Consider the following 24,776-nt stretch of genomic DNA (forward strand, 5'->3'; position numbering starts at 1 on the left):
GCGAATTGTCGCACCTCTCAAGCGACTGAAAATTGACACAAATCACGCATAATTCGGCCCATGGCATTTACCCCGTGCACGACCGCGAATACCGACCACCTGGCCAACCTGCGCCGCCTGGTTATCGGTCGCTGGGTAGTGCTCGCCGTGCTGGCCCAACTCATCATGGTCGGCCCCGGCCTGCTCGACATTCCCGTGCCGCAGGTACCGCTCCTCGGCATCGTCGCCATCGCCCTGCTGTTCAACGCGATAGCCCAGTGGCGGGTAATCCGCTCGCAAACTGCCACGGCCAACGAACTGTTCAGCCAGCTACTGTTCGACGTCGGCATGCTGAGCGCCGTCGTCTTCCTCAGCGGCGGCGCCGCCAATCCGCTCGTATCCCTGCTTCTGCCACCAGTCGCCGTCGCCGCGCTGACCCTGCCGGCGCGTTGCGTGGCCATCGTCACCGCCGTCGCCATTGCCGCCTATTCGTTGCTCATGCTCTATTACGTCCCGCTACCGATGCCCGACGCAACGCGCGCGACGCGCCTGCACCTGGGCGGCATGTGGCTGATTTTCGTCGTCTCGGCCGTGATGATCGGCTGGATCATCGTGCACACCACCCGCGTCATTCGCCAGCGCGATGCCGAACTGGCCACCGCCCGCGAACAGGGCCTGCGCGATGAACGGGTCGTTGCCATGGGCACGCTGGCCGCCGGCGCCGCCCACGAACTCGGCACGCCGCTCGGCACCATGACCCTGCTCGCCGGTGAACTGGCCAACGATCCCGGCCTGAACGAACCAGCTCGCGACGACCTCAGGCTGCTCCTGCAGCAAATCGCCGTCTGCAAGGAAATCGTCACCGGCCTGTCGCGCCGGGCCGGGGCCGAGCGCCTCGAAAATTCGCCGCTGCAGGCCGCCAACCGCTGGCTGGACCACCTGCGCCAGAACTGGCACGCCGCCCGCCCGCAAGCCAGCAGCCGGCTGATCGTCGCCAGCGATGGCGAGGCGCCGGAAATCGTCGCCGACCCGCGGCTCGAACAGGCCGTGCTCAATCTCCTCAACAACGCCGCCAACGCGACGACCATCCCGCTCGAAATACGCCTGAGCTGGTGCACCGACAACCTGTGCATCGACATCCGCGACCGCGGGCCGGGCTTTCCCGAGCAGGTGCTTGAACTGGGCGGCCAGGAAAGTTTTCCCGCCCACGAGCGCGGTAGCGGCGTCGGCCTGATGCTGACGCGCAGCGCCGTCGAACAACTCGGCGGCACCCTGACGCTGCTCAATCCCGAAGAAGGGGGCGCCCTCGCCCGCATCGAATTACCCCGGATAAAGACATGACCGAACCAACGCTGATCATCGACGACGACCCCAGCTTCAACGCCATCCTCGTCCGCACCCTGGAACGGCGCGGCCACCCGGCGCGGGGCACCCTCGATGCCACATCGGCACTGGCCGCAGCAAAGGAAATGCAGGCCGGGCGCGTCGTCCTCGACCTCAACCTGAACGGTACTTCCGGCCTGGCCTTGATCCCGCAACTGCTGGCCATCAACCCGGAATGCCGGATCGTCGTCCTGACCGGCTACGCCAGCATCGCCACCGCCGTCGACGCGGTCAAGCTCGGCGCCGTCCAGTACCTCGCCAAGCCGGTCGAAGTCGAAGCCATCCTGACGGCCTTCGACGCTGACGACGGCCCGGATTTCGACGTCCCGGCTTCGGATGAACCGCTGTCCGTCGACCGCCTCGAATGGGAACACATCCATCGCGTCCTCAACGAAAACGACGGCAACGTCTCAGCCACTGCCCGGGCGCTGAAGATGCATCGGCGAACGCTGCAGCGCAAATTGTCGAAACGGCCGGTCAAGACCTGATTTCGATTTTTGGCTTTTTTCCGGTTGACCGTGGCAATGCCGTTTTTTTGACTGAGGATTGTCGCGAATTGGCAAACTTACTTTAACCCGCCGAAACGGTAGCAACGGACGCCGCTTTACCGACCCTTGCAGATTTGTTGGCATTGCATGCCAACTGCAGGGTCGTTTCTGCAATCCCAAACACAGCTTGGATCCTGACTAGTTGTATGTCCTGGCTTACTGCCGAGGGCAGACGGAAGGTACCAACGAAACAATGGCGTGGTGCCGGGAGTTTGGCTGTTGCTGATGTGGCAGGCTATGCCTTCCTTCGCGTAGCCTACTGATGGTGCCAATTCGCCGCTCTCGCTGGTTGTATAGAAGTGCATTCCATCTGTCTTCCGAAACCATCTGTAGAACGGAACGGTGCCAGGCCGTGCGGATGCTGCGCAATAGAATGCGATGCCTTCTGCTTTGTAGCCCTGCGAACCAGCGATCTCGCCATTCGCATCCGTCGTGTAGAAGTGTGCACCATTTGTCGATTTGAACCACCTATATAGTGGGACTGTGTTCGGCGAAGGATTGCTGTATACAAACCCCGCAACACCTTCCACTTTGTACCCTGCCTTCTGGGCAAGCTCACCAGTGGGGCTTGTAGTGTAGAAGTGGTCGGCGTGAGCGGCCACTGAGATCACAGTCATCGCGCAAGTAGCTAGCACGCAACGAATTGATTGGGCTCTGGAAGACATGTGGACTCCTTTGCAAATAATTGGGGCCAGCCCCCTATTGTTCTATTTTTGGTTTCTATCGGATCCGCTTTGAGCCAAATGTGCCAGGGACAAATCTCGCAAACTCCGCTTCACGATCGGTTCCGACGTGTACTTCATCTGTCCAGGGAAACGTACGTCCGTTCGCTGCATTCCACGAGGGGACCGTTCGCGAGGAGCCGCCGCCAGCAGCTCCACTAATTCGATATTCATACTCGAATGAGCCGCTACTAGCGTCGCAAGTTGTTGACACCTGAAATGTGAACTTCCAATTTGGTGAGCCTGCAACTGCGCGTTCAGACTTAATGAGCTTCGCGGAAGCATTGCACTCATTTAGTGATTGTGCATTGGCGCATGTAGTAACAACTATCGCTAAGCTCAACGCGAATAGGTGTTGCAATGATGTAGTGTGATGCATGTTCGTCCCCTAGTTTGAACACTGAGTTGGAAGCGCTGATATTTTTTCTACTGCGCCGACTGTGTACTCACAACTTTTTGTGAGACTAGGTTTTGCTGGAGACTTGTTGTAGTAGCGTATGCAAACCTTACCGTTTATAGGCAATCGGATCGTTTCAGAGGTTCTGGCATTCACTCGAACAGTAATTGCAGGGGTCGCCGAAGGGCACGACTTCGTCTTATCATCCTGTAAGCCATAGTGGGCATAGAACGATGCACTTGAATTGTTAGTCAGCGTAAACTGATCCCCTTTCAGTCCCACATGAGCCTTGATTTGGTCAAGCAAGTTTACTGGTGCGATACAGGCCACGACTACCTCTATGCTTGAGTCTTGCCAGCCTCTCTTCCGATCAAGAGCCCATCCGTGACCCGCCGCCTCAACCTTCAGCTCAATTGAGTCCTGGTTCGTGCTGTATTGAATCGACAAATCTAAGTGTCGCTTCTTCATTTCTTTTAGTTTTGCCTCGGCTGCGGTATCCCCATACTTTCCGGCAATTTCAATAGCTTGATCATAGGTCTCTTCGATTTGCTCTTTGTAGTCAACTTTTGCGCCACTCGCATATCGGCTCGCGCTCCGCCATCCGTTGTTAGACGAGTAGTCAGTAAGTGCCATGTCAACCAGCAGGAAGGGCGGGCCGAATGTCCGTCGGCAGGTATTGACTTTGCTCTCGCCGTAGCTGGCAACTATGTCTGTTCGGCACCCGAGTTGCTTGTATGTGGTTAGTGGCACACTCACGCCATCAAAATTGATTCGACAATCTAGCGCGGGTGGCGCTTCGCAGGATGGGCACTGTGCCAAGGCGGGGGCACTTGACACAGAAAAAAGTGTTATGTAAGTGAGAATCGCGTACTGTTTCATCGATTTCCTCCTGGATTAGCTTGATGTAACCGGAGCAATAGGGGTCGTCGGACCCCGTTTTTTTTCGTTGCCCCACCACTCAACTCCGCAGCCCTTTTCGTGCCAACCATATCGGCAACAACCCCAGTGCCATCATCAAGCCGGCTTGCGGTTCGGGTACGGCCGAGATGCTGACTTGCACGGTGCCGGAGGCGATATTCACACCGTCGAATATGCGGGCTTCGTTGGTCAGCGACACTGCGCGCGGCTCGCCGAGCACGAAGGGGCCGAAGGTGTAGGAGCCCAGTTCGGCGTTGGGGGCCACTATCACTTCGATGAGAGGTGAGGTGCCGGGCGTCAGGTCGGTCAGGAATATCGGTGCGTTCAGGTTGCCGCCCTGGAGCAGTGCGAACGACAGGTTGTTCAGATCGGTGCCGTGAAAGAATTGATTTCCGAACCCGAATGAGGAGGCGCTGACGATGGCTTCGTAGCCTATGGCGTACACGTCGTGGGCCAGCTCGAAGCTGCCGGGGACGAGGGCATAGCCTGCTGAGTAATGTGTGGCCAAGGTTTCATCTATCTGGAAGACAACGTCGAACGTTTGCAGGCCAGAGGTGCCGTATACCGGGCCGCTGGCAAATCCGCTGGCCGGGAACTCGGCGTGCACATTCACATTGACCAGCGCCGAAGCGTCCACGCTCGCGGGGCAAGCAGCGCAGCAACACTGATTGAGTGGAGCGCGCCTCGCACCTTGCGGACAGTTTTTTGTATGTGGCCGAGATTGGCTGGATGGGGTTGGGGATGCATGACTTGAGTCCTTCAGGGCTGATGCATTGGCCGTAATTTTCGGGTAGTGCACTGAGCCACAGCATAATTTGCCGTCATGCCTATCGCATTACCCATTTGGGGTATGCGCTGCCAGGCACTAGACGTTGCCCAGTGCCCCCGCCAGACAAACCAGCTCGCCCTGCCGATGCGTCCCTGTCTTCTTGTAAACCGTCCGCAACTGCGTTCGCACGGTGTCGAGTTTGACGGCGCGGGCCGAGGCGATGGACTCCAGGCTTTCGCCCTTGGCGAGCAGCACGGTCAATTCGGCTTCGGCGCGGGTGAGGCCGTAGAGGTGTTCAAGGCGGCTGCGGATGCCGGGGGCGAGGTGGTGCATGGCAGTCATGCGGAGCAGCGCGAGGTTGGGCTTGCCGACGACCGGGGTGGCCGAGGCGAACCAGGTGTCGTCGCTGCTAGCGACGAGGGCTTCTGCGGTCGAGCGCTGGCGCAGGCTGGTGCCGACTAGCTCCAGCAATCGGCGTCTGGTGACGGTCACCGCTTGCGAGGCGGTATGTTTCTCGAACAGTGCCAGCCAGGCGGTGCCGGGGTGTTCGTGGGCTGCGGTGTTGGCCCAGGCGACAACGAGGCTCGCTGAGACGACGGCCAGCGGAATGTTGATCTGGGCGGCGATGTCGCAGTTGCGGCGGGAGTTGGCCGGGCGGGCGGCCAGCCCCTCTGGCGCTGGCGTTGCGTTGCCGACGCGCCAGTGGTGGATGAAGCGGTCTAGTTCTTTGCCTTGTCCGACGGAGAATGGCTCAGATCCATGAAAGCGCTGGAAGCCGACGATGTTGAGCGTACCGTCCGGCTGGCGCCATTGGGCGGCGATGACATGGTCGATGCCGTGCGGGCGCAGGTAGTCGTGGCAGAGCTCCGGCCGCGCCAGGTAGGCGGGGTGCCGGGTGGTGTCGATGACGATGGCGCGACCAGCCGGGCGCTCGTCGAGCAGGGTTTGCAGGGGGTCGAGACGGCTGAAATGGTCGCGGTATTGAACGATGGCGCTGTCGCTGTGACCATCGGCGATCAGGCTGTGGCTGCCATCAGGATGCAGGGTGAGCGAGCCACTCGCCTCGGCGCCCAGCATGTCAGCAATATGGGCCAGCCAGTCGGAGGTGTTGGGTGCCATGGGCGCGCAGCGAATGCGACGATAAACTTGTGACTTGGCAGCGGAAGGGTCAGGTCAGCCGCTTGGTGCGAATGCGACTGCCTCTGCCGGCCGGGTTGTGATGGCTGCATGCACTCATAGGTCTACCCCCGATTTTGTGTGTTGTTGTGTCTTGTGTTGCCCGTTAGCTGGTTATTCAGTCGAAAAAATGAAAATGGAGTATTGATGCCACACATTTCTCCGCGATGACGATTGGGTGCCTTCGGCATAAAAAAGTTCAACGTCATTGCACGTGACATTTGGCTGTGTCGGCTGGCCATTTCAATTTGGGGCAATATTTCCGGTTGACCGTGGGAGTTCGGTTGGTGGAAAAGCACGGGTAGCAAAGTCGAGCACATATGACTGCGGCACTCGACCACGCGCCCTGCAACCCTGCTCCCGGTCTATCTACTCGCCTTGAGACGACCTGTAGACAAAGTTGTTGGCGGCGTGCATGGCGCGAAATTTGGGCGCGAGGGCTTTCCGGCAGGCGGGTACGGTCAATCCATAACAGGCTGTCGTGGGCTGCTCAAGATGTCGGGACATCCCTTCGGCTGGTGCTGGGCAGCGACCAACAACGAGTCTCGGGCACAGCGGCTCGCCGGTTTTTCAAAGAAACGTAAGGGCGCACGCTGCAGCGCAAACTGTCGAAACGGCCGGTCAAAACCTGAGTAGCTCAGGCGAAAAACGAATAGAGCAGCAGGACGACGATCAGAACGAATAGAACCATGAACATGATTTCAGCTCGGTTCAGTGTGTGAATGGCCGGCTAACCGGCTGACCGCAGGCTTCCACGGTCAACCGGAAAAAACGGCCAAAATCAAAATCAGTGTTTGTGTTCCATGGCCGCCGGCATCGGTGCGGCCATCGGGCGGACGACCTTGGCGTCGACCTGTTTGGTGCTGCCGTCGTCGAAGCTCAGGGTGATCGGCACGACGTCGCCTTCCTTCATCGGCGTCTTGATGTCGATCATCATGACGTGCAGGCTGCCCGGCTTGAGGACGGCTTCGCCCTTGGCCTTGATGTCGATGCTGGGCACCGGGCGCATTTTCATGACGCCGCCATCGTTGATATGGGTATGCAGTTCGGTGACTTTGGAGACCGGGTTGTCGGCCTTGACCACTTTGACGTCCTTGTCGCCGTTGTTCTTGATGACCATGAAGGCGCCGGTGGCCGGGGCGTTGGGCGGGGCCAGGCGGACATACGGGTCCTGAACCGACACGTTGTCGGCGGCGCCGGCCAGGACACCGGCCGAGAACATCAGGCTGGCTGCGAGCAGGGACAGTTGTTTCATGGGCTTACTCTCCTTCAGGGTTGGTTCAAGTATTTGCGAATGGCGACAACGACCTGATCGGGCGGCGTGGCGTGGGCCATCTTGCCGACCAGTTGGCCGTCCGGGGCGACGATGAAGGTGTCGGCCGAGTGGTCGACAACGTAGCCGCCACCGGCTGTTTCCACTTTCTGTTCGGCGTAGAAAACGCCGTAGCGCTTGGCGATTTCGGCGATGTTTTCCGGCGTGCCGGTAACGCCGACGATGGCCGGATGGAAGAAATCGACGTACTCGGCCAGCCGGGCCGGCGTATCGCGTTTCGGATCCACCGAAACAAAGATCATCGCCACCCTGGCCAGTTCCTCGGGCGTCAGTTGCTTGAGGCCTTCGGCCGTCGCGGCCAGTGAGGTCGGGCAGATGTCCGGGCAGAAGGTGTAGCCGAAATAGACGAGGACCAGCTTGCCGCGGTAGTTCTGGAGCGCCACCGGGCCGCTCGCCGACTGCAGGGTGAAATCGCCGCCGGCTGCGATGACCGCCTTGGGCAGGGGCCGCTCTGGCATCTCGGGCTGCCAGAACAGCGCGACGCCGACAATCGCTGCCGCCAGCAATCCGGCGACAAATATCAGTATGCGTTCAACCATTTAGTGCGACTCCCCGGTCGAAAAGCGGTAGGGGATCGCCACCCGCTCGCTGCCTGTTTCGACCAGCACTGTCGCCTGCCAGTCCATGCTGCCGGTGATGCAGACCGGCAGCGTCGCCTCGGCGGCATAGCTGCCCTCGCCGCGCGCCGCCAGTTGCGGGCGGTTGTAGCCCATGTTCATCTCGATGCCGGAGAAATCGACCTCGACGCGGGCCGGCGAAAAGCCGCTGGTCGCTACCTGGATTTCGAACGGCTTGACCAGCGGTATCGGGCGCGTGCCCATCGACAGAGTGACATTGCCACCGGACGGCAGGGCCACGGTGCACGCCTCGCGCTGCAGATTGCAGACGGGATCGGGCTGCACGGTGATGTCAGCTTTCGGCAACAGCATCGGCGACAGTTTGTAGCCAATGATCACAACCAGCGCGATCAACTCCAGACCAATGACGTCAATCAGTATTTTCTTGTTCACAAGTGTGCTTCTGGACCTTGATTCATTTGGATCAACGGATTGTCGCCGAACGCATGCGTTTGGATTTAACAAACATCAATTCTTTCACAGTCGGCCAAGAATACAGTGTGCGGCAAATTGTCGCAGTGACGCTATGTCGCAGGCGCCAATGGGGGAAATAGGAGTTTTTTGCTTCTGGTGCTCATGGGAGAAATAGAGATGAAAAAATTTGTAGTGAAATCTACCGCGCTGCTGCTGGCAGCCGGTTTCGCAGCGACGGCGTACTCCGCCGAATCGCTGCAGGACGTGATGAAACGGCGCAATCTGAGCCAGCAGGATCTGCTCGCTGCGTCGAAGACCTACGTCCCGACCGGCAAGCGCGACGAATTCGTCGCCTTCAGCTCGGGCGGCCAGTCCGGCCAGATCATCGTGTATGGCATTCCGTCCATGCGTATCCTCAAGTACATCGGTGTGTTCACGCCGGAACCGTGGCAAGGCTACGGCTTCGATGAAAACTCCAAGTCCGTGCTGCGCCAGGGCAACATCGACGGCAAGGAAATTAACTGGGGCGATACGCACCACCCGGCCATCTCCGAAACCCAGGGCAAGTACGACGGCCAGTTCCTGTTCATCAACGACAAGGCCAATCCGCGCCTCGCCGTGATCGACCTGCGTGACTTCGAAACCAAGCAGATCGTGGTCAACCCGATCTTCAAGTCTGAGCACGGCGGCGCTTTCGTTACGCCGAACACCGACTACATCATCGAAGCCGCCCAGTACGCCTCGCCGCTTGAGAACAAGAAGTTCTACCCGCTCGAAGAGTTCAACGAGAAGTATCGCGGCGGCGTCACCTACTGGAAGTTCGACCGCAAGGAAGGCCGCATCAATCCGAAGGAGTCCTTCTCGCTCGAACTGCCGCCGTACTCGCAGGACTTGTCCGACGCTGGTAAAGGCCCGTCAGACGGCTGGTCGTTCACCAACTCGTTCTGTTCCGAGCGTTACGTCGGCGGCATCGAAAAGGGTCGTCCGCCGTATGAAGCCGGTTGCTCCGCCAAGGACACCGATTATCTGCACGTGATCAACTGGAAGAAGGCGGCCGAACTGGTTGCTGCCGGCAAAGCCAAGACCATCAACGGCCACAAGGTCCTGATGATGGAAACGGCAATCAAGGAAGGCATCCTCTTCCTGGTTCCGGAACCGAAGTCGCCGCATGGCGTCGACGTCACCCCGGACGGCAAGTTCCTGACCGTCGCCGGCAAGCTCGACACTCACGTGTCGGTCTACTCCTTCGAGAAGATTCAGGCCGCCATCAAGGCCGGCAAGTTCGAATCCAAGGATCCGTACGGCATTCCGGTCATCGGCATGAAGGATGCGCTGCACACCCAGGTTCAGCTCGGCCTTGGTCCTTTGCACACCCAGTACGATTCCAAGCCCTGTATCGCCTACACCTCGCTGTATGTCGATTCGCAGGTCGTCAAATGGAACCACTGCGAAGGCAAGGTGCTCGACAAGATCTCCGTGCACTACAACATCGGTCACCTGATGACCATGGAAGGCGACTCGGCCGATCCGAAGGGTCGTTACCTGGTTGCGCTGAACAAGCTGGCGATCGACCGCTTCGTGCCGGTTGGTCCGCTGCATCCGCAGAACCACCAGCTGATCGACATTTCGAACGACAAGATGCAGTTGTTGTACGACATGCCGCTGCCGCTGGGTGAGCCGCACTACGTGGTCGCCATCGAAGCTTCGAAGCTGAAGCCGGGCGTGCGCTACAAGGTCGGTACCGATTCCCGCACCGACAAGCCGCATCCGGGCATGGTTCGCGCTGGCGAAGAAGTGACAACCAAGAAGGGCAACAAGATCGAGGTCAAGGGCACGCTGATCCGTTCGCACATCACGCCGGAAACCATCGAAGCTGAAGTCGGCGACGAAATCACCATCCACCTGACCAACCTTGAGCGCGCTCAGGACGAAACCCACGGCTTCACCGTTTCGACCATGAACGTGCACGCTTCGGTTGAGCCAGGCAAGACAGTGACCGTCAAGTTCAAGGCCGACAAGGAAGGTGTGTATCCGTACTACTGCACCGAGTTCTGTTCCGCACTGCACCTTGAAATGCAGGGTTACCTGCTGGTCAAGCCGAAGGGCTGGAAGCCGGGCAAGGTTGAAGCGGCCAAGGCCGTCTATACCGAAGCCGACTACAAGGCCACGGTCAAGAAGGTTGCCGACACCCAGGTCGTCATTGATTCCGTCGTTGGTTACATCACCAGCGTCAACTTCAAGGACTTCCCGGATGTGGTGAACATGGTCGATGACGCCACCGACCAGCTCAACAAGATGAAGGAAGCCAAGGGCAAGCACGAAGCCGCAGCCGCCAAGAAGGATTGGGACCAGGCGAATCTGTGGGCCGAGCAAGTCTGGCAATACCAGGTCAAGGCTGCCGACATCGGTCTGCGTGCCAAGACCTACCTTGAGCAGAACGGCGCCAAGAAGGTCAAGTAAGCCAAAAGTCTTGATCTGACTTAAGGCATTCAGCGGGGAACAGAGCGAATCTGTTCCCCGTTTCACATTCAGGAGGGAATAACCATGAAATTTGTAATGACATTGATCGCAGCGGCACTCGTCGCCACGCCGGCCTTCGCCGCACTTGACGGTGCCAAGCTTTTTGCCGAAAAAACCTGTAACGCCTGCCACGGCGCCAAGGCTGACAAGCCGCTGATGCCGAACTATCCGAAACTGGCTGGTCAGAATGCCGCCTACGCCGAAGCGCAAATGAAGGACATCAAGAGTGGTGCCCGCAACAACGGCCAGACCGCCGCCATGAAGGGCGTCATGCATCTTGTCAATGACGAGGAAATCAAGGCTATTTCCGAATACCTGTCTAAACTCAAGTGATCATGCGAAGCCGGTTTTTCCGGCTTCTGACCAACATCAAAGAACGCTGATATTCAAAGTGCAACAATGGTTTCAGCGTTTCGAATCACTCGCCATAAAAGGAAACCGAACATGAAAAAAGCATCACTCCTTTTGATCAGTCTGCTCACCGCCGGCATCGCTTTTGCCGCCCCGCCGGCCCCGAAAACCGAAGGCATCGAGGGCAAGGATTACAAGTGGAACGCCCAGGGCGGCGAGAAGAGCGAAGCGCTCTCCAAAAAAGGTGACGCCAAGGCTGGCGAAGAAGGTTACGAAACCTGTGGCGCCTGCCACCTGCCGTCCGGTGCCGGTCGTCCTGACGGCACCTTCCCGCAACTCGCCGGCCAGCACACCACCGTGCTGATCAAGCAGATGGCCGACATCCGCGCTGGTCTGCGCGACAACCCGACGATGTACCCGTTTGCCGCGACGCTGACCGATGCCCAGGAACTGGCCAATGTCGCCGCCTACATCGAGAAATTGTGCATTCCGCTCGACCACGGTCATTACGACTCGAAGCCGGGCGACAATATGGACAAGAACTGGAAGGCACCGGCCGATACCGACAAGCGCATCGCCGAAGGCAAGGCGCTGTACGAGAAGGAATGTCTGGAGTGCCACGGCAAGAATGGCGAAGGCAACAAGGAAAAGTTCTATCCCGTCATCGCCGGCCAGCACTACAAGTACCTGCTGCGCCAAATGACCGAGATTCGCAACGGCCATCGCCGCAACGCCAATCCGGACATGGTCAAGATCATCAAGAAGTACACCGATGACCAGCTGATTTCCATCTCGGCTTATCAGTCCAGCCTGGTCATGCCGGGCAACATGTGCAAGCCGAAAGCCGGCGGCAAGAAGAAGTAAGCAAGGCTCCCTCCCCTTCAAGGGGAGGGTTGGGGTGGGGATGGGTTTCGTTGTCCGCAAATAAACCCATCCCCCCTGACCTCCTCCTTGCCCTAGGGCACCAGCACTTCGGGCCATAAAGGGGGAGGAATCGAGGTTCGCAACAAGAGCAGAGAACAGCAAAATGGAAAAACAAAACAAAATCATCGGTGGCTTGACCCTGATCTCCCTGATCTGCCTGGTCGCTGCCTACTTCGCTCCGATCTGGTGGGTTTCGCTGACCGCCCCGAATTACCCGCCCGATGCCTTCCCCGATGGCATCCGCATCCATTTCCATTTCGATGGCGTCTATAACGGCTGCAAGGCGGCCGGCAAGGGCACCCGGATGGCCAACGAGATCATCCAGAAAGATCTCGCCCACGACGACGAGCGCTACAACCCCATCCTCGACGCCGCCAAGAACGTCGACAAGGGTGCCGAAGGCCTCGATTGCGTTCATGAAATGAACACCATCAACCACTACGTCGGCATGTTCCCGATCGCCACTGGCGCACCGGTCGAAAAGCCGCTCGCCAAGTTCTTCTTCGGCTTCTTTGCCGTGATGCTCGTCGCTTTCACGGTCAACCGGAAAAAACCGCGAATTTTGATATTGAGCGCCGGCTTCGCCGCCGTCGCCGCCTGGATGCTGATCGACCAGTTCATGCTCGGCCACCTCGAAAGCCACGTCCAGGCCTACATGCAGGAATCCGGCACCTTCTTCAAGGACATGGATCGCATCAACGTCTGGGGCGACAACGTCCGCAACATCTCGAAGGTTGTCATCTTCGGCCTGATCGCCGTGATGGGCATCGTCATCGCCGGCACCGCCAAGATCAAGCCGTTCCAGCTCCTGCTGGCGCTGGTCCCGGCCCTGCTCCCGGTCTTCTTCGTCATCACTTACGCCGGCTGGCTGTGGTTCTTCGGCCATAACATGCACCCGTGGGGCGCCTTCACGGTCAAGCCTTTCATGCCGACCGTCTTCGGCGAAGGCAAGGTCGCCCAGTTCTCGACCTTCTCCTACCCGTACTGGGGCTATGGCCTGCTCGTCGCCATCTTCATCTGCATGATGCTGGCCCTGCTCATCCGGCGCAAACAGCTGCGCGAAGGAACCGCCGAGTAATCCCGTGAGCCGCCTGAACCAACTGGCCCGGCTGAGCCTGGCCGCCACGCTCCTGCTGGTCATCGCCACCGGCAACACCGAGCCGCAAGGCGAAGTGCCGGCCGGCATGGGCGCCCGCGCCAATGTCGACCGGCCGAAGCCGACCTTCATGCTGCACGAGCGCGACAAGCGGGTGCATGGCCTCAAGCCCTTCCAGGATCTCGTCGACAAGGCGCCCGCCGGCTCGGTGCTCAAGCCACCGCCCGGCAACTACTCCGGCCCGGTGACCATCAACAAGCCGCTGACCATCGACGGTGGTGGGCAGGTGACGATTGACTCCGGCGACCGCGGCACAGTCATGGTCCTCGACGCCAGCGACTCGACGATCCGCGGCATCCGCCTGACCGGCTCCGGTGACTCGCACGATACCGACGACTCCTGTCTCGACGTTCGCGGCAACCACAACACCATCGAGAACCTCGAACTCGACAACTGCCTGTTCGGCCTCGACCTCAAGCAGTCGAACAACAACACCATTCGCGGCAACAGCATCCGTTCCAAGGACCGCGAACTCGGCGTGCGCGGCGACGGCCTGCGCCTGTGGTACAGCAACGACAACCTGATCGAGAAGAACAAGATCATCGACTCGCGCGACATGGTCGCCTGGTACTCGCACAAGAACGTTTTCCGCGACAACATCGGCAAACGCAGCCGCTACTCGATCCACTTCATGTTCGCCAACGACAACGTCGTCGAGCGCAACGAGTTCTACGACAACGCGGTCGGCGTCTATTTCATGTACACCGAAGGCGGCCTCGTGCGCGACAACATCATTTCGCACGCCACCGGCGCCACCGGCATGGGCATCGGTTTCAAGGAAGCCTCGGGCACGATCATCGAGAACAACGAGATCATCTACTGCGGCGTCGGCATCGGCTCCGACCTCTCGCCCTTCCAGCCCGACAGCACCATCGAGATCCGCGGCAACCGCTTCGCCTACAACGGCACCGGCATCATGTTCAACAGCGAAACCGGCGGCAACAACATGATCGACAACACCTTCGAAGGCAACCTGACCCAGGTCGCCTACGGCGGCCATGGCGACAACAACAATAGCCCGAAGAACGTCTGGCGCGGCAATTACTGGGACGACTACCAGGGCTTCGACCGTAACGCCGACGGTGTCGGCGACAAGACCCACGAGCTCTACGCCTACGCTGACCAGATCTGGATGGAACTGCCCATCGCCCGCTTTTTCCGCAGCTCGCCGGTCATGGAACTGCTCGACTTCCTCGAGCGCCTGGCCCCCTTCTCGACACCGGACCTGATCCTGCGCGACGAAAAACCGCGCTTCGTCAAACCTGAAAGAACGGCACGATCATGAGCGAGATCGACGACGAAGTCGGTAGCGACAACAGCGACAGCAACCCGCCCCGCCCGCCCGCCGGCAACGGCAAACCGGCCGTTTCGATCGCCAAGCGGCAGACCAACCGGCGCCGCGTGCTGCGCACCATCCTGCTGACCGGCGGTGTGCTCGGCGCGGCAATGTCCGGCTTCCTGCCCCTCGTCTATGCCCAGAAAAAACGCCTGCGCCCGCCCGGCGCGCTCGATGAAAAAGACTTTCTCGGCAGCTGCATCAAATGCGGCCAGTGCGTCCAGGTCTGCCCGGTATCGGCCATCAAGCTGGCCGACCTGGTCGACGGCATGGGTGTCGGCACGCCCTACATCGATGCCCGCAGCCAGGCCTGCGATTTTTCGTGCGACGCCGTGCAGTGCATCCTGGCCTGCCCGACCGGTTCGCTGACTTACCACAAGCCGGATTTCCTGCCGGTTCGCCCCGGCGCCGCGCTGGCCGCCAAGCCCATCCTGATCGCCAAGGAAAAAGACCCCGAGCCGACGCTCAACATGCACGAGCGCATCGGCGTCGCCCGCCTGAGCCGCCCGGAAGCCTGCCTGGCCGTCCAGGGCAAGGGCTTCAAGGGGCAGACACGCGGCCCCGACTTCAAGGGCCAGCTCCGTTACATGTCGGTCGACCGCTGGAAACCGGTCAAGGTCAGCAGCCATCCCTACGATGTCGCCGAATGCGATCTGTGCGTCCGCGAATGCCCGATCAAGGGCGCCATTTCCATCGAAACGGTGTTCGCCCCGGACGGCAGCCAGCGCAAGTCGCCGGTCGTCCATGAACCCTGTGTCGGCTGCGGCGTCTGCGAAATGGTCTGCCCGGTCGAACCCACTGCCATCACCATCGAAGCCGGCGAGGTCTGGAAAATATGAGCGCCCTCCTCAAACGGCGGTTTGTCGATCAGATCAAGGTCCTGTTCGGCGCCGAACCGACCAAGCCGAAAGAAATCAGCCCGGCCGCCCAGCAGATTCACTTCTACAAGAAGGGCAACCGCGACCTCATCGCCGAAAAGCTGCACGCCCGCGCCCACGCCACACCGAGCCACAAATGGCGCAACCGGCGCTGGGCGACGCTGATCTTCGCCAACCTGCTGTTCACGCTGTCCTTCGGCCTCGACATCCAGATTCTCGAAGGCGCCCTGACCGCTTCGCGCTTCGTCGGCTTCCACCTGATTGACCTCAACTCCGCGCTGCAGGTCATGCTCGCCCACAAGCACATCATCAACAACCTGCTGATCGGTACCGGCACGGTGCTCATCCTCTGGGTGCTGCTCGGCGGCCGCACTTTCTGTTCGTGGGTTTGTCCCTACCATTTGCTGGCCGAATGGGCCGAGAAAATCCACCTCTTCCTGGTCAGCAAAAAGCTGGTCACCGACCAGAACATGGACCGTCGCCTGCGCAGCGTTTTCTGGGTCATCTTCGCCCTGCTCGCAGTCGCTACCGGTTACACCGTCTTCGAGGCCATCTCACCGACCGGCATCCTCTCCCGCGCCCTGATCTACGGCCCGGGGCTCGCCCTGCTCTGGGTGCTCGCCCTGCTCTTTTTCGAAGTCTTCTTCTCGCGCCGCGCCTGGTGCCGCTATGCCTGCCCGATCGGCCTGACCTACGGCGTCGTCGGCATCGTCTCGCCGGTGCGCATCATCTACAAGCTGGATGGCTGCTTCCATGAAGGCGACTGCCGCAAGGTCTGCCTCGTGCCGCACGTGCTCGATACCGTGATCAAGGGCCGCGCCGTCGAGAAGGAAGTCCCCATCGGCCCCGACTGCACGCGCTGCGGATTGTGTGTCGATGTCTGCCCGACCGGCTCGCTGTCGTTCGAGGTCAAGGGCCTGTCCAAACTGGCTTGAATTTTGGCCGTTTTTTCCGGTTGACCGTCGCATTCGGCTATTTCGGCTCGCCCATGAAAACTTGGGCGAGGTTGCCTTGCGTCGCCATGAAAAGGGGTGACGAAAGTGCTAAAGTCCAAAGAAGTACCTGACTCACTTTGGCCAACCGAAAACCCATCCATGAGCTTGAACATCTTTCAGAAGACCTCGCTCAAGACCAGACTGATGCTCTTCACGCTGACAGTCTTTCTGATCGGTATCTGGTCGCTGGCCTTTTACGCGAGCCGGATGCTGCGCGACGACATGCAGCGCCAACTGGGCGAACAGCAGTTCGCGACGGCTTCCCTGGTCGCCGCCCAGGTGAACTCCGAGCTCGATGAGCGTTTGAAGGCGCTGGAGAAAGTTGCTTCTGAAATAACGCCAGCCATGCTCGACAGCGCGGCCGCCCTGCAGACTTTTCTCGAACAGCGGCCGATTCTGCAACTCATGTTCAACGGTGGCGTACGCGCGGCCGGGCCTGACGCCAAAGGGATTGCCTCCGTTCCCTATTCCGAGGAACGGGTCAGCACCAGTTACATGGATCGCGACTACATGATCGGCGCCCTCAAGGAGGGCAAATCGACCATCGGACGCCCGGTCATCGGTCGGGTCTTGCAGGCCCCGGTCATCGGCATGGCCGTGCCGATTCGCGATGACAAGGCGCAGGTCATCGGCGCGCTGGTCGGGGCGATCAACCTCGGCAAGCCCAATTTTCTCGACCGGGTCACCGAAAGCCGTTTCAGCAAGAGCGGCGGCTACCTCGTCATTGCACCGCAGCACGAGCTGATCGTCACGGCCACTGACAAGAGCCGCATCATGCAGCCGGCCCCGCCACCCGGGGTGAACAAGATGCACGACAGATATGTGCAGGGCTTCGAAGGCTACGGCGTTGCCGTCAGCTCCCGCGGCATCGAGGAGTTGTCCGCCGCCAGGGGCGTGCCGGCGGCCGGCTGGTTCATTGTCAGCACACTGCCCACTGCCGAAGCCTTTGCCTCGATCGCCGCCATGCGCCAGCGCATCCTGCTCGCCACCGGCCTGCTCACCCTGCTCGCCGGCGCCCTGGTCTGGTGGATGACGGCGTGGATGTTGCGGCGGCAGTTTTCACCAATGATTGCGGCGACCAATACCCTGGCCACCTTGTCGAATACCGGCCAGCCGCCGCAGCTATTGCCGGTTGACCGGCAGGATGAAATCGGCGAACTGATTGGCGGCTTCAATCATCTGCTGGAAAGCCTGATGCAGCGGGAAACCGCCCTGCAGGAAAGCCGGGAAAACTACCGTCTGCTGGTGGCTGATCTTCAGGTTGGCGTCGTCATCCAGTCACCGAGCGCAGAAGTCCTCCTGTGCAACCGGATTGCCCTTGAACTGCTCGGCCTCAGTGAAAGCCAGCTACTCGGCAAGACCTCCTTTGATCCGGAGTGGAACGTCATTCACGAAGACGGCTCACCCTTCCCCGGCCCGGAACATCCGGTGCCGCAGGTCATCGCCACGGGTCAGCCCGTCGACAATGTCGTGATGGGCTTTTATCGCCCGATGCGGCATGACCGCGTCTGGCTGCTGCTCAGCGCCAAGCCGGAGCTGGCGGCCGATGGCAGCTTGCGTCAGGTGATCTGCACCTTCATCGATATCAGCGAGACGAAACGGGCCGAACGGCACGATCAGTTCCGCACCCATGTGCTTGAATTGCTGGCCGGCGGCGAGTCGCTGCCCCGTGTGCTTGAAGCCCTCGTGCGCGGAGCGGAACAGCTGTATCCGGCGATGCTGTGCAGCATCGTGCTGCTCGACAGCGAAGGGAAGTGTATCGAGAAAAGTATCGCCCCCAGCCTGCCCGACTTCTACAGCCAAGCCCTCGAAGGCGTCGCCATCGGCATGGGCGTTGGCTCCTGCGGCACGTCGGCGTTCACGGGCCAGCGCGTCGTCGTCGAGGATATTGCGACGCATCCCTACTGGGCGCTCTACAAGGAACTGGCGGCCAGCGCCGGACTGGGCGCCTGCTGGTCGCAACCCATTCTCGCCTCGGATGGCCGGGTACTCGGCACTTTTGCCATCTATCACCGCGAGCCGCACACGCCGGCCGAATACGACATCTACCTCATCGAGCAATGCGCCCGCCTGGCCAGCATCGCCCTTGAGAAAAACCTGGCAGCAGAAAAACTGCAGCGCAGCGAAGCGCACTACCGGCTGCTGACCGAGGATGTACAGGATGTCATCTGGAAAACCGACAGCAACTTGATCATCACCTACATCAGCCCTTCGGATGAGCGAATTCGCGGCTTCCGGCCCGACGAAGTGATTGGTCAGCATGTCCTTCATCTGTTCAATGAAGAAGGGCAGGCCCGCGTCAGCAAGATCATGCTGGAGCGCGGAGAAATGATTCGGCAGGGAATTCCGCTCGGTTCCATATCGTTCGAGGCGGAACATCGCTGCAAGGATGGTCGCGTCGTCTGGGGCGAAGTGCTGTCCAAACCGGAGTACGACAGCACGGGGAAGATCATCGGCTACCACGGCATCACGCGGGAAATGACCGAACGCAAGAATGCCGAGGCCGAACTCAAGCGCCACCGCGACCATCTCGAAGAACTCGTCGCACAGCGCACGACCGCCCTCTCGATTGCCAAGGAAGCGGCCGAAGCGGCCAGTCGCGCCAAGAGTACTTTCCTGGCCAACATGAGCCATGAATTGCGGACGCCGATGAACGCCATCATGGGCATGACCGGTCTGGCCCTCAAGCAGGCGACCGATCCCAAGCTGCGCGACCAGCTCGGCAAAGTCACCAAGGCCTCGCAGCATCTGCTGCACGTGATCAACGACATCCTCGACCTTTCCAAGATCGAAGCCGAACGCCTGACCCTGGATGAAGTGGACTTCATGCTGGCCACGCCGCTCGACAACCTGAGCAACCTGGCGCTCCCAGCCGCCACGGCGAAGGGGCTGACGCTGAGCATCGACATCGCCCCCGGGCTGGCTGACCAGCCGCTCAGAGGCGACTTCCAGCGCCTCGGCCAGATCCTGCTCAACCTGATCAGCAATGCCATCAAGTTCACCAACAAAGGCTCGGTAAACCTGAACGTCTCGGCCGCCGAAGAAACATCCCAAGACCTGCTCCTGCGCTGCGAAATACGCGACACCGGCATCGGCATCTCGGCCGAGGACCAGAGCCGGCTGTTCCAGGCTTTCGAGCAATCCGACAACTCGATGACGCGAAAATACGGCGGCACAGGGCTCGGGCTGGCCATCAGCAAGCGCCTGGCTACGCTGATGGGCGGCAGCATCGGTGTGGAAAGCCAGCTCGGTTCGGGCAGTACCTTCTGGTTCACGGCAAGACTGCAAAAGGCAGCGACCAGCGTTGCAGCGGCCGGGCAGGCCGCCGATCAGCTACCGGAAGAAACCTTGAAAACCCGCTACGCCGGAGCGCGCATCCTGCTCGCCGAAGACGAGCCGATCAACCAGGAAGTCTCGCGCGAACTGCTCGAGTCGGCCGGTCTGGTCGTCGATCTGGCCGAGGACGGCGTCGAGGCCGTCGAACTGGCGAAGGGCAAGGATTACGACCTGATCCTGCTCGACCTGCAAATGCCCAGGATGAACGGCATCGACGCCGCGCGGATCATCCGCACGCTGCCCGGCAAGCAAGCGGTGCCGATCCTGGCCCTGACGGCCAACGCCTTTACCGCAGACCGCCAGAAGTGCATTGACGCCGGGATGAATGACCATATCGGCAAGCCGGTCGATCCCGACCAGCTGTTTGCCACCCTGGTCAAATGGCTGTCAAAACCAATTTGAATTTTGGCCGATATTTCCGGTTGACCGTGGGAATGGTGCCGATCAGATCTTGAACGTCTCGGCCAGCCGGCGCAACTCGCCGGACAGCGCATTGACATCGCCGGCCAGCGCGGCGGCCGCCTGGCTGGCATGCGACCCCTGTTCGGTCATCCGGGCGACGCGCTCGACGTTCTGGGCGATCTCCCGGGCAGCGGCGCTTTGCTCCTTGATCGCCAGCGAGATTTCGTTGACCGCTTCGGCAACCTGGGTCGAGCTGACCTGGATGGTACCGATCGACTGCTCGGCCTGAAGGGCCAGATCGACGCCGGCCTTAACCTGATCGACGCTGTTTTCCATTTCGGCAACGGCATGGCGCGAACTGGCCTGCACTTTCTCGATCATGCCGGCGATCTCCTTGGTCGACGAGGCAGTGCGTTCCGCCAGCTTGCGCACTTCGTCGGCGACCACGGCAAAGCCGCGCCCCTGCTCGCCGGCCCGCGCCGCCTCGATGGCGGCATTGAGCGCCAGCAGGTTGGTCTGGTCGGCAATTTCCTTGATGACATTGACGATGGTCGAAATCTCGATCGAATAGGATTCCAGTTCGCGAATCGTCGTCGCCGAGCCATTCACCGTCTCGGCGATGTGCGACATTTCATCGGCGGCGCGCTGGATGACACCCCCGCCCTCACGCGAGGCGCTGCCCGAGGTGCGGGACAGCATGTCGGCCTCACCGGAAAACTCGGTGACATGGTCGATCGACACCGACAGTTCCTCGACCGAAGCGGCCATATTGGTGGCGACTTCCGCCTGGTCGGATGCGGCAGTCGCCGAGGCCTGGCTGGACTCGGCCAGGCGCCGCGCCATGGTGTCGAGCTTGGCCGTGCTCTGACGCAGCATGGCGGCCATTTCCTGAAAGTGATTGCGCATGATGGCCAGCTGCGCCAGCAACTGGCCGACTTCATCATCGCCATGCGCCGGCACGGCCTGACTGAGGTCCATCGCCGCCATGCGGCGGGCCGCGTCGATGGCCGCCTGTATCGGCCGGTTGAATTCGCGAATAATAAGCCAGGCCACGGGCGGCCAGGCGAGCAGAGTCAGCCCACCGATGATCAGCATGGCCTGGTGCAGGCCGGCGATGCGCGCCGCGACATCAGGCGGCAGGGCGCCAGCCGGCACCGCCGCGACAACCTGCAATCCCAACCCGAGACTCAGACAGACGATGACGATGGAGGCCAGCGTCGACAGCCACAGCCGCTTGCTCAGATCGATATCGTTGATGCGCCGGAACAGGCGTTTCAAGACCCCGCCACGGACACTGCCCTGCTCGAGCAGCAAGCCCGGATCACGGCGCATTTGTTCGTAGAGGGCGCTCGCAGCACGCGTTTCAGCGGTGCTCGCCGTGGTGCGCACCGACATGTAGCCACCCGAAGCCAGCGGTGTCGCCATCGCCTTGACCCAGTAGAAGCTGCCATCCTTGCGGCGGTTCTTGACGATCCCGCCCCATGGCTTGCCCCGCTCCAGCGTCGCCCACATGTCGCGAAAGGCTTCGGGCGGAAGGTCCGGGTGGCGAACGATGTTGTGGGGCTGGCCTATCAGTTCATCGCGGCAAAAGCCGGAGGCATCGACGAAATCGTCATTGACGTAGGTGATGATGCCTTTTTCATCGGTCCGGCTGATGATGCTGCACTCCGGACGAATAACGTATTCACGATCAAATACCGGCTGATTATTTTTCATATTTTGAACTTTTCGGGATTTGTTCAACCTTAGCAGAGGCAGTCAAACCAGACAATTACGACAAAAGTAATATAGAAACATTAACTGATATTTCATATTGCGCCGAGCCCGCATCTCTTCTCGTCCATACTCGGCCGGCCCCGGTTTTTTTGATTCAGGTTCAAAGACGATTTCCGCGCCCTCCCTATAATCGGCGGCATGATCCAGTTCAAGAACATTGCCAAGACCTTCCGCAAAGCCCGGGTCCTCGACGGCATCAGCCTCGACATCGGCATCGGCGAGCGCGTCGCGCTGATCGGCTCGAACGGCGCCGGGAAAACCACCCTGATCCGCTGCCTGCTCGGCGAATACACGCACGACGGCAGCGTCGCCATCAACGGCCTTGACCCGCGCAGCAACCGCACCGAAGTGCTCGGCACCATCGGCTTCGTGCCGCAACTGCCGCCGCCGCTCAAGATGCCGGTCGGCCAGCTCATCAATTTCTCGGCCTCGCTGTGCGGCACCGATCCGCAACGCATCCATGCCATCGCCAGGCGCCTCGGCCTCGACGTCGATGCCATCCTCTCCCGCCAGTTCGTGCGCCTCTCGGGCGGCATGAAGCAGAAACTGCTGATCGCCATCGCGCTGGGCCGCGATGCCAAGGTGCTGGTCATGGACGAACCGGCCGCCAACCTCGACCCGGAAGCGCGCAAGATCTTCTTCGACCTGCTGGCCGAACGCCTCGACGACGCGACGATGATCATCTCGAGCCACCGCCTCGACGAAGTCTCGGCCCTGGTCAATCGCGTCATCGAAATGGACATGGGCAAGGTCGTCCTCGACGACAAGGTGGCCGATGCCGTGACGCTGACGGCCAAACTGGCCTGCCGCATCGTCCTCAGCCGCTTCGAGCCGGCTTTCGCCAAGGCGCTCGACGGCTGGAAATTCGCCAGTCGCGACGACAACCGCGTCTGGGAAGGCGAAATCGCCGGGCCGGACCGCCTGCGCTTCCTCGGCATCATTTCCCGCTACACGGCGCTGGTCAGCGACCTTTCGCTGTCCGAGAGCTGAGTATGTGCGACCAGCATCGGCGTCATTTCCTGAGCCGCATCGGCCTCGGCGGCCTGCTGCTGACGCCGCTCGCCGCGGCGCTGTCGGGTTGCCACAGCAAGGGAAGCTGGCCGGAAGGGATGGCCGAGATCAAGTGGGACCGCGATACCTGCGTGCGTTGCAGCATGGTCATTTCCGACCGCCGCTTTGCCGCCGAGATGCGCGGCGGCCCGAACAACACTGTTTTCAAGTTCGACGACCCCGGCTGCCTCGCCTTCTGGCTCAAGGAAAAGGCCGACAAATACCCGTGGATGGCCGATGCCGACACCCGCATGTGGGTGGCCGACTTCAACAGCAAAAGCCGCGAGGAAATGACCTGGCTAGCCCCCCAGCGCGCCCATTTCATCACCAAGACCTCGCCAATGGGCTACAACTTCGCTGCCGTATCGATGCCGATGCCAGGCAGCCTCGATTTCACCGACATGCGCCAGCACACGCTGGCCAAAGGCAAGTAAATGAAACAACTCTGGCTCACCGCCAAACTCGATATCGTCGAATCCCTGCGTGCCCGCTGGTTCCAGATCTACACGCTGGTCTTCGGCGGCATCGTCGCCCTGCTCTTCCTCTTCGGCCTGACCGAATCGCGGGTGCTTGGCTTCATCGGCCTGTCGCGGCTGCTTGTCACCTATATCCAGCTGACCATGGCCATCCTGCCGATTTTCGTGCTCATCACCACGGTCCGCTCGGTGGCCGGCGACCGCGAGGCCGGCGTCTTCGAATACCTGCTCTCGCTGCCGGTGTCGCTGTCGGCGTGGTTCTGGGGCAAGATCGTTGGCCGCTACATCGTCGTCTTCGCACCCGTTTTCCTGGCCATGCTCGGTGCCGTGATCTGGGCGACCATCCAGGGCATCGAGGTGCCGTGGGACATGTTTGGCTATTACACCGCCCTGCTCGCGGTCATGGCCATGTGTTTCCTCGGCATCGGCATGCTGATCTCGGCCATCGCCCGCACCACCGACATGGCCCAGGGCGCCGCCTTCATGGTCTGGCTGTTCCTGCTGCTTTTCCTCGACCTCATCCTGCTCGGCGTCATGATTCAGGGCAAGGTCGCGCCGGAACTCGCCGTCACGCTGGCCCTGGCCAACCCGCTGCAGGTCTTCCGCACCGCGGCGCTGGCGCTGTTCGACCCGCAACTGATCGTCCTCGGGCCGTCCGCCTACGTCATCCTCGACCTCTTCGGCACAGCCGGCTACAAGGTTTTCGCGCTGGCCTACCCGGCGGCGCTCGGCATCGTCAGTGCTACCATCGGCTACTTCATTTTCCGCCGTGGTGACCTGCCTTGAGAAAGCTGTTTGCGCTTTTCATTTTTGGCCTTTTTTCCGGGTTGACCGTAGCAGATGAAATTTCCTCCGCGCCGCTCTTCGCCGCGACGCTCAACGATCTCGACGACAAGCCGGTGGCCCTCGAGCGCTACAAAGGCAAGCCGCTCGTCGTCAATTTCTGGGCCCGCTGGTGCGGCCCCTGCCGGGCTGAAATCCCAGAACTGATCAAATTCCGCGCCGCCCACAAGGGCAAGATCGAAGTCCTCGGTATCGGCATCGAGGACAAGGCCGAACCGGCCAAGGACTTCGCCAAGGCCTACGAGATGGACTACCCGGTCTTCATCGCCAAGGCGCAGGGCATCCCGCTCATGCAGGCGCTCGGCAACACCAAGGCCGGCCTGCCCTACACGCTGTTCATCGACCGCAACGGCAACGTGATCCAGAAAAAAATGGGCGTGGTCAGGAAAGCCGATTTCGATGCCGTGCAGGAAGCGCTGCTGAAAAAATAGGCGGCTGGGTGACCTGGGTCACAGACCACCCGAATACCGCCGGCTA

22 protein-coding genes are annotated in these 24,776 nt (G+C 60.6%); 14 read left to right on the top strand and 8 right to left on the bottom strand.

The window, feature by feature from the left end; translation table 11 throughout:
* Positions 1-60 precede the first annotated feature (60 nt).
* Positions 61-1,320 carry an ATP-binding protein gene (locus KI610_RS14635; RefSeq protein WP_226495698.1) on the top strand — a complete coding sequence of 420 codons (1,260 nt, stop codon included), beginning with the start codon at positions 61-63 and terminating at the stop codon, positions 1,318-1,320.
* Positions 1,317-1,850, top strand: coding sequence for a response regulator transcription factor (locus KI610_RS14640; RefSeq protein WP_226495699.1), 534 nt, complete (start codon positions 1,317-1,319; stop codon positions 1,848-1,850). Before KI610_RS14635 ends, KI610_RS14640 begins: the two co-directional genes overlap by 4 nt.
* Positions 1,851-1,966: 116 nt before the next feature.
* Here KI610_RS14640 and KI610_RS20175 read toward each other — a convergent pair whose 3' ends face one another.
* From KI610_RS20175 to KI610_RS14675, 7 genes are all read right to left on the bottom strand, one after another.
* On the bottom strand, positions 1,967-2,575 hold the full coding sequence (locus KI610_RS20175; protein WP_404827412.1) for a hypothetical protein: 609 nt from the start codon (positions 2,573-2,575) through the stop codon (positions 1,967-1,969).
* Between the two features lie 445 nt (positions 2,576-3,020).
* Positions 3,021-3,908 (bottom strand): hypothetical protein, encoded by an 888-nt coding sequence (locus KI610_RS14650; protein WP_226495700.1) that lies wholly within the window; start codon positions 3,906-3,908, stop codon positions 3,021-3,023.
* Positions 3,909-3,987: 79 nt separating this feature from the next.
* Positions 3,988-4,584 carry a hypothetical protein gene (locus KI610_RS14655; RefSeq protein WP_226495701.1) on the bottom strand — a complete coding sequence of 199 codons (597 nt, stop codon included), beginning with the start codon at positions 4,582-4,584 and terminating at the stop codon, positions 3,988-3,990.
* A gap of 228 nt (positions 4,585-4,812) precedes the next feature.
* Positions 4,813-5,835, bottom strand: coding sequence for a helix-turn-helix transcriptional regulator (locus KI610_RS14660; protein ID WP_226495702.1), 1,023 nt, complete (start codon positions 5,833-5,835; stop codon positions 4,813-4,815).
* Positions 5,836-6,679: 844 nt separating this feature from the next.
* Positions 6,680-7,147, bottom strand: a complete 468-nt coding sequence (locus tag KI610_RS14665; protein ID WP_226495703.1) for a copper chaperone PCu(A)C — start codon at positions 7,145-7,147, stop codon at positions 6,680-6,682.
* A gap of 14 nt (positions 7,148-7,161) precedes the next feature.
* Positions 7,162-7,764, bottom strand: a complete 603-nt coding sequence (locus KI610_RS14670) for an SCO family protein (protein WP_226495704.1) — start codon at positions 7,762-7,764, stop codon at positions 7,162-7,164.
* Positions 7,765-8,235 carry a hypothetical protein gene (locus KI610_RS14675; RefSeq protein WP_226495705.1) on the bottom strand — a complete coding sequence of 157 codons (471 nt, stop codon included), beginning with the start codon at positions 8,233-8,235 and terminating at the stop codon, positions 7,765-7,767.
* Positions 8,236-8,433: 198 nt separating this feature from the next.
* Here KI610_RS14675 and nosZ point away from each other — a divergent pair, with 198 nt between their 5' ends.
* The 8 genes from nosZ to KI610_RS14715 all read left to right on the top strand — a co-directional run bounded on the left by nosZ (position 8,434) and on the right by KI610_RS14715 (position 20,154).
* Positions 8,434-10,716 (top strand): Sec-dependent nitrous-oxide reductase, encoded by a 2,283-nt coding sequence (gene nosZ / locus KI610_RS14680; RefSeq protein ID WP_226495706.1) that lies wholly within the window; start codon positions 8,434-8,436, stop codon positions 10,714-10,716.
* A 96-nt stretch (positions 10,717-10,812) separates the two neighbouring features.
* Positions 10,813-11,109, top strand: a complete 297-nt coding sequence (locus KI610_RS14685) for a c-type cytochrome (RefSeq protein WP_226495707.1) — start codon at positions 10,813-10,815, stop codon at positions 11,107-11,109.
* 111 nt (positions 11,110-11,220) lie between these two features.
* A complete protein-coding gene (locus tag KI610_RS14690) occupies positions 11,221-11,991 on the top strand; it encodes a c-type cytochrome (protein WP_226495708.1) in 771 nt (256 codons plus the stop codon).
* A 163-nt stretch (positions 11,992-12,154) separates the two neighbouring features.
* Complete coding sequence (locus KI610_RS14695) at positions 12,155-13,129, top strand: hypothetical protein (RefSeq protein WP_226495709.1); 975 nt, start codon at positions 12,155-12,157, stop codon at positions 13,127-13,129.
* Between the two features lie 4 nt (positions 13,130-13,133).
* Positions 13,134-14,492 (top strand): nitrous oxide reductase family maturation protein NosD, encoded by a 1,359-nt coding sequence (gene nosD, locus KI610_RS14700; protein ID WP_226495710.1) that lies wholly within the window; start codon positions 13,134-13,136, stop codon positions 14,490-14,492.
* The gene (locus KI610_RS14705; protein ID WP_226495711.1) at positions 14,489-15,382 is read left to right on the top strand and encodes a 4Fe-4S dicluster domain-containing protein; all 894 of its coding nucleotides are present in this window, start codon (positions 14,489-14,491) and stop codon (positions 15,380-15,382) included. The genes nosD and KI610_RS14705 overlap by 4 nt, the downstream gene beginning before the upstream one ends.
* Positions 15,379-16,356 (top strand): NapH/MauN family ferredoxin-type protein, encoded by a 978-nt coding sequence (locus tag KI610_RS14710; RefSeq protein ID WP_226495712.1) that lies wholly within the window; start codon positions 15,379-15,381, stop codon positions 16,354-16,356. Before KI610_RS14705 ends, KI610_RS14710 begins: the two co-directional genes overlap by 4 nt.
* A 159-nt stretch (positions 16,357-16,515) precedes the next feature.
* On the top strand, positions 16,516-20,154 hold the full coding sequence (locus KI610_RS14715) for a PAS domain S-box protein (RefSeq protein WP_226495713.1): 3,639 nt from the start codon (positions 16,516-16,518) through the stop codon (positions 20,152-20,154).
* A 42-nt stretch (positions 20,155-20,196) separates the two neighbouring features.
* Here the strand turns inward: KI610_RS14715 and KI610_RS14720 are convergent, their stop codons facing one another.
* A complete protein-coding gene (locus KI610_RS14720) occupies positions 20,197-21,870 on the bottom strand; it encodes a methyl-accepting chemotaxis protein (protein ID WP_226495714.1) in 1,674 nt (557 codons plus the stop codon).
* A 198-nt stretch (positions 21,871-22,068) separates the two neighbouring features.
* On the opposite strand from KI610_RS14720, the gene KI610_RS14725 reads away from it, so the two are divergent.
* From KI610_RS14725 to KI610_RS14740, 4 genes are read left to right on the top strand one after another with little or no spacing between them, the layout of a single operon-like run.
* The gene (locus KI610_RS14725; protein WP_226495715.1) at positions 22,069-22,920 is read left to right on the top strand and encodes an ABC transporter ATP-binding protein; all 852 of its coding nucleotides are present in this window, start codon (positions 22,069-22,071) and stop codon (positions 22,918-22,920) included.
* 2 nt (positions 22,921-22,922) lie between these two features.
* Positions 22,923-23,414 carry a hypothetical protein gene (locus KI610_RS14730; protein ID WP_226495716.1) on the top strand — a complete coding sequence of 164 codons (492 nt, stop codon included), beginning with the start codon at positions 22,923-22,925 and terminating at the stop codon, positions 23,412-23,414.
* Positions 23,415-24,242, top strand: a complete 828-nt coding sequence (locus KI610_RS14735; RefSeq protein ID WP_226495717.1) for an ABC transporter permease — start codon at positions 23,415-23,417, stop codon at positions 24,240-24,242. It begins immediately after the preceding gene.
* Positions 24,239-24,730, top strand: coding sequence for a TlpA family protein disulfide reductase (locus tag KI610_RS14740; protein WP_226495718.1), 492 nt, complete (start codon positions 24,239-24,241; stop codon positions 24,728-24,730). Before KI610_RS14735 ends, KI610_RS14740 begins: the two co-directional genes overlap by 4 nt.
* Positions 24,731-24,776: the final 46 nt, after the last annotated feature.

Origin of the sequence: Ferribacterium limneticum, assembly GCF_020510565.1 — a bacterium.
Taxonomy (GTDB): domain Bacteria; phylum Pseudomonadota; class Gammaproteobacteria; order Burkholderiales; family Rhodocyclaceae; genus Azonexus; species Azonexus limneticus_B.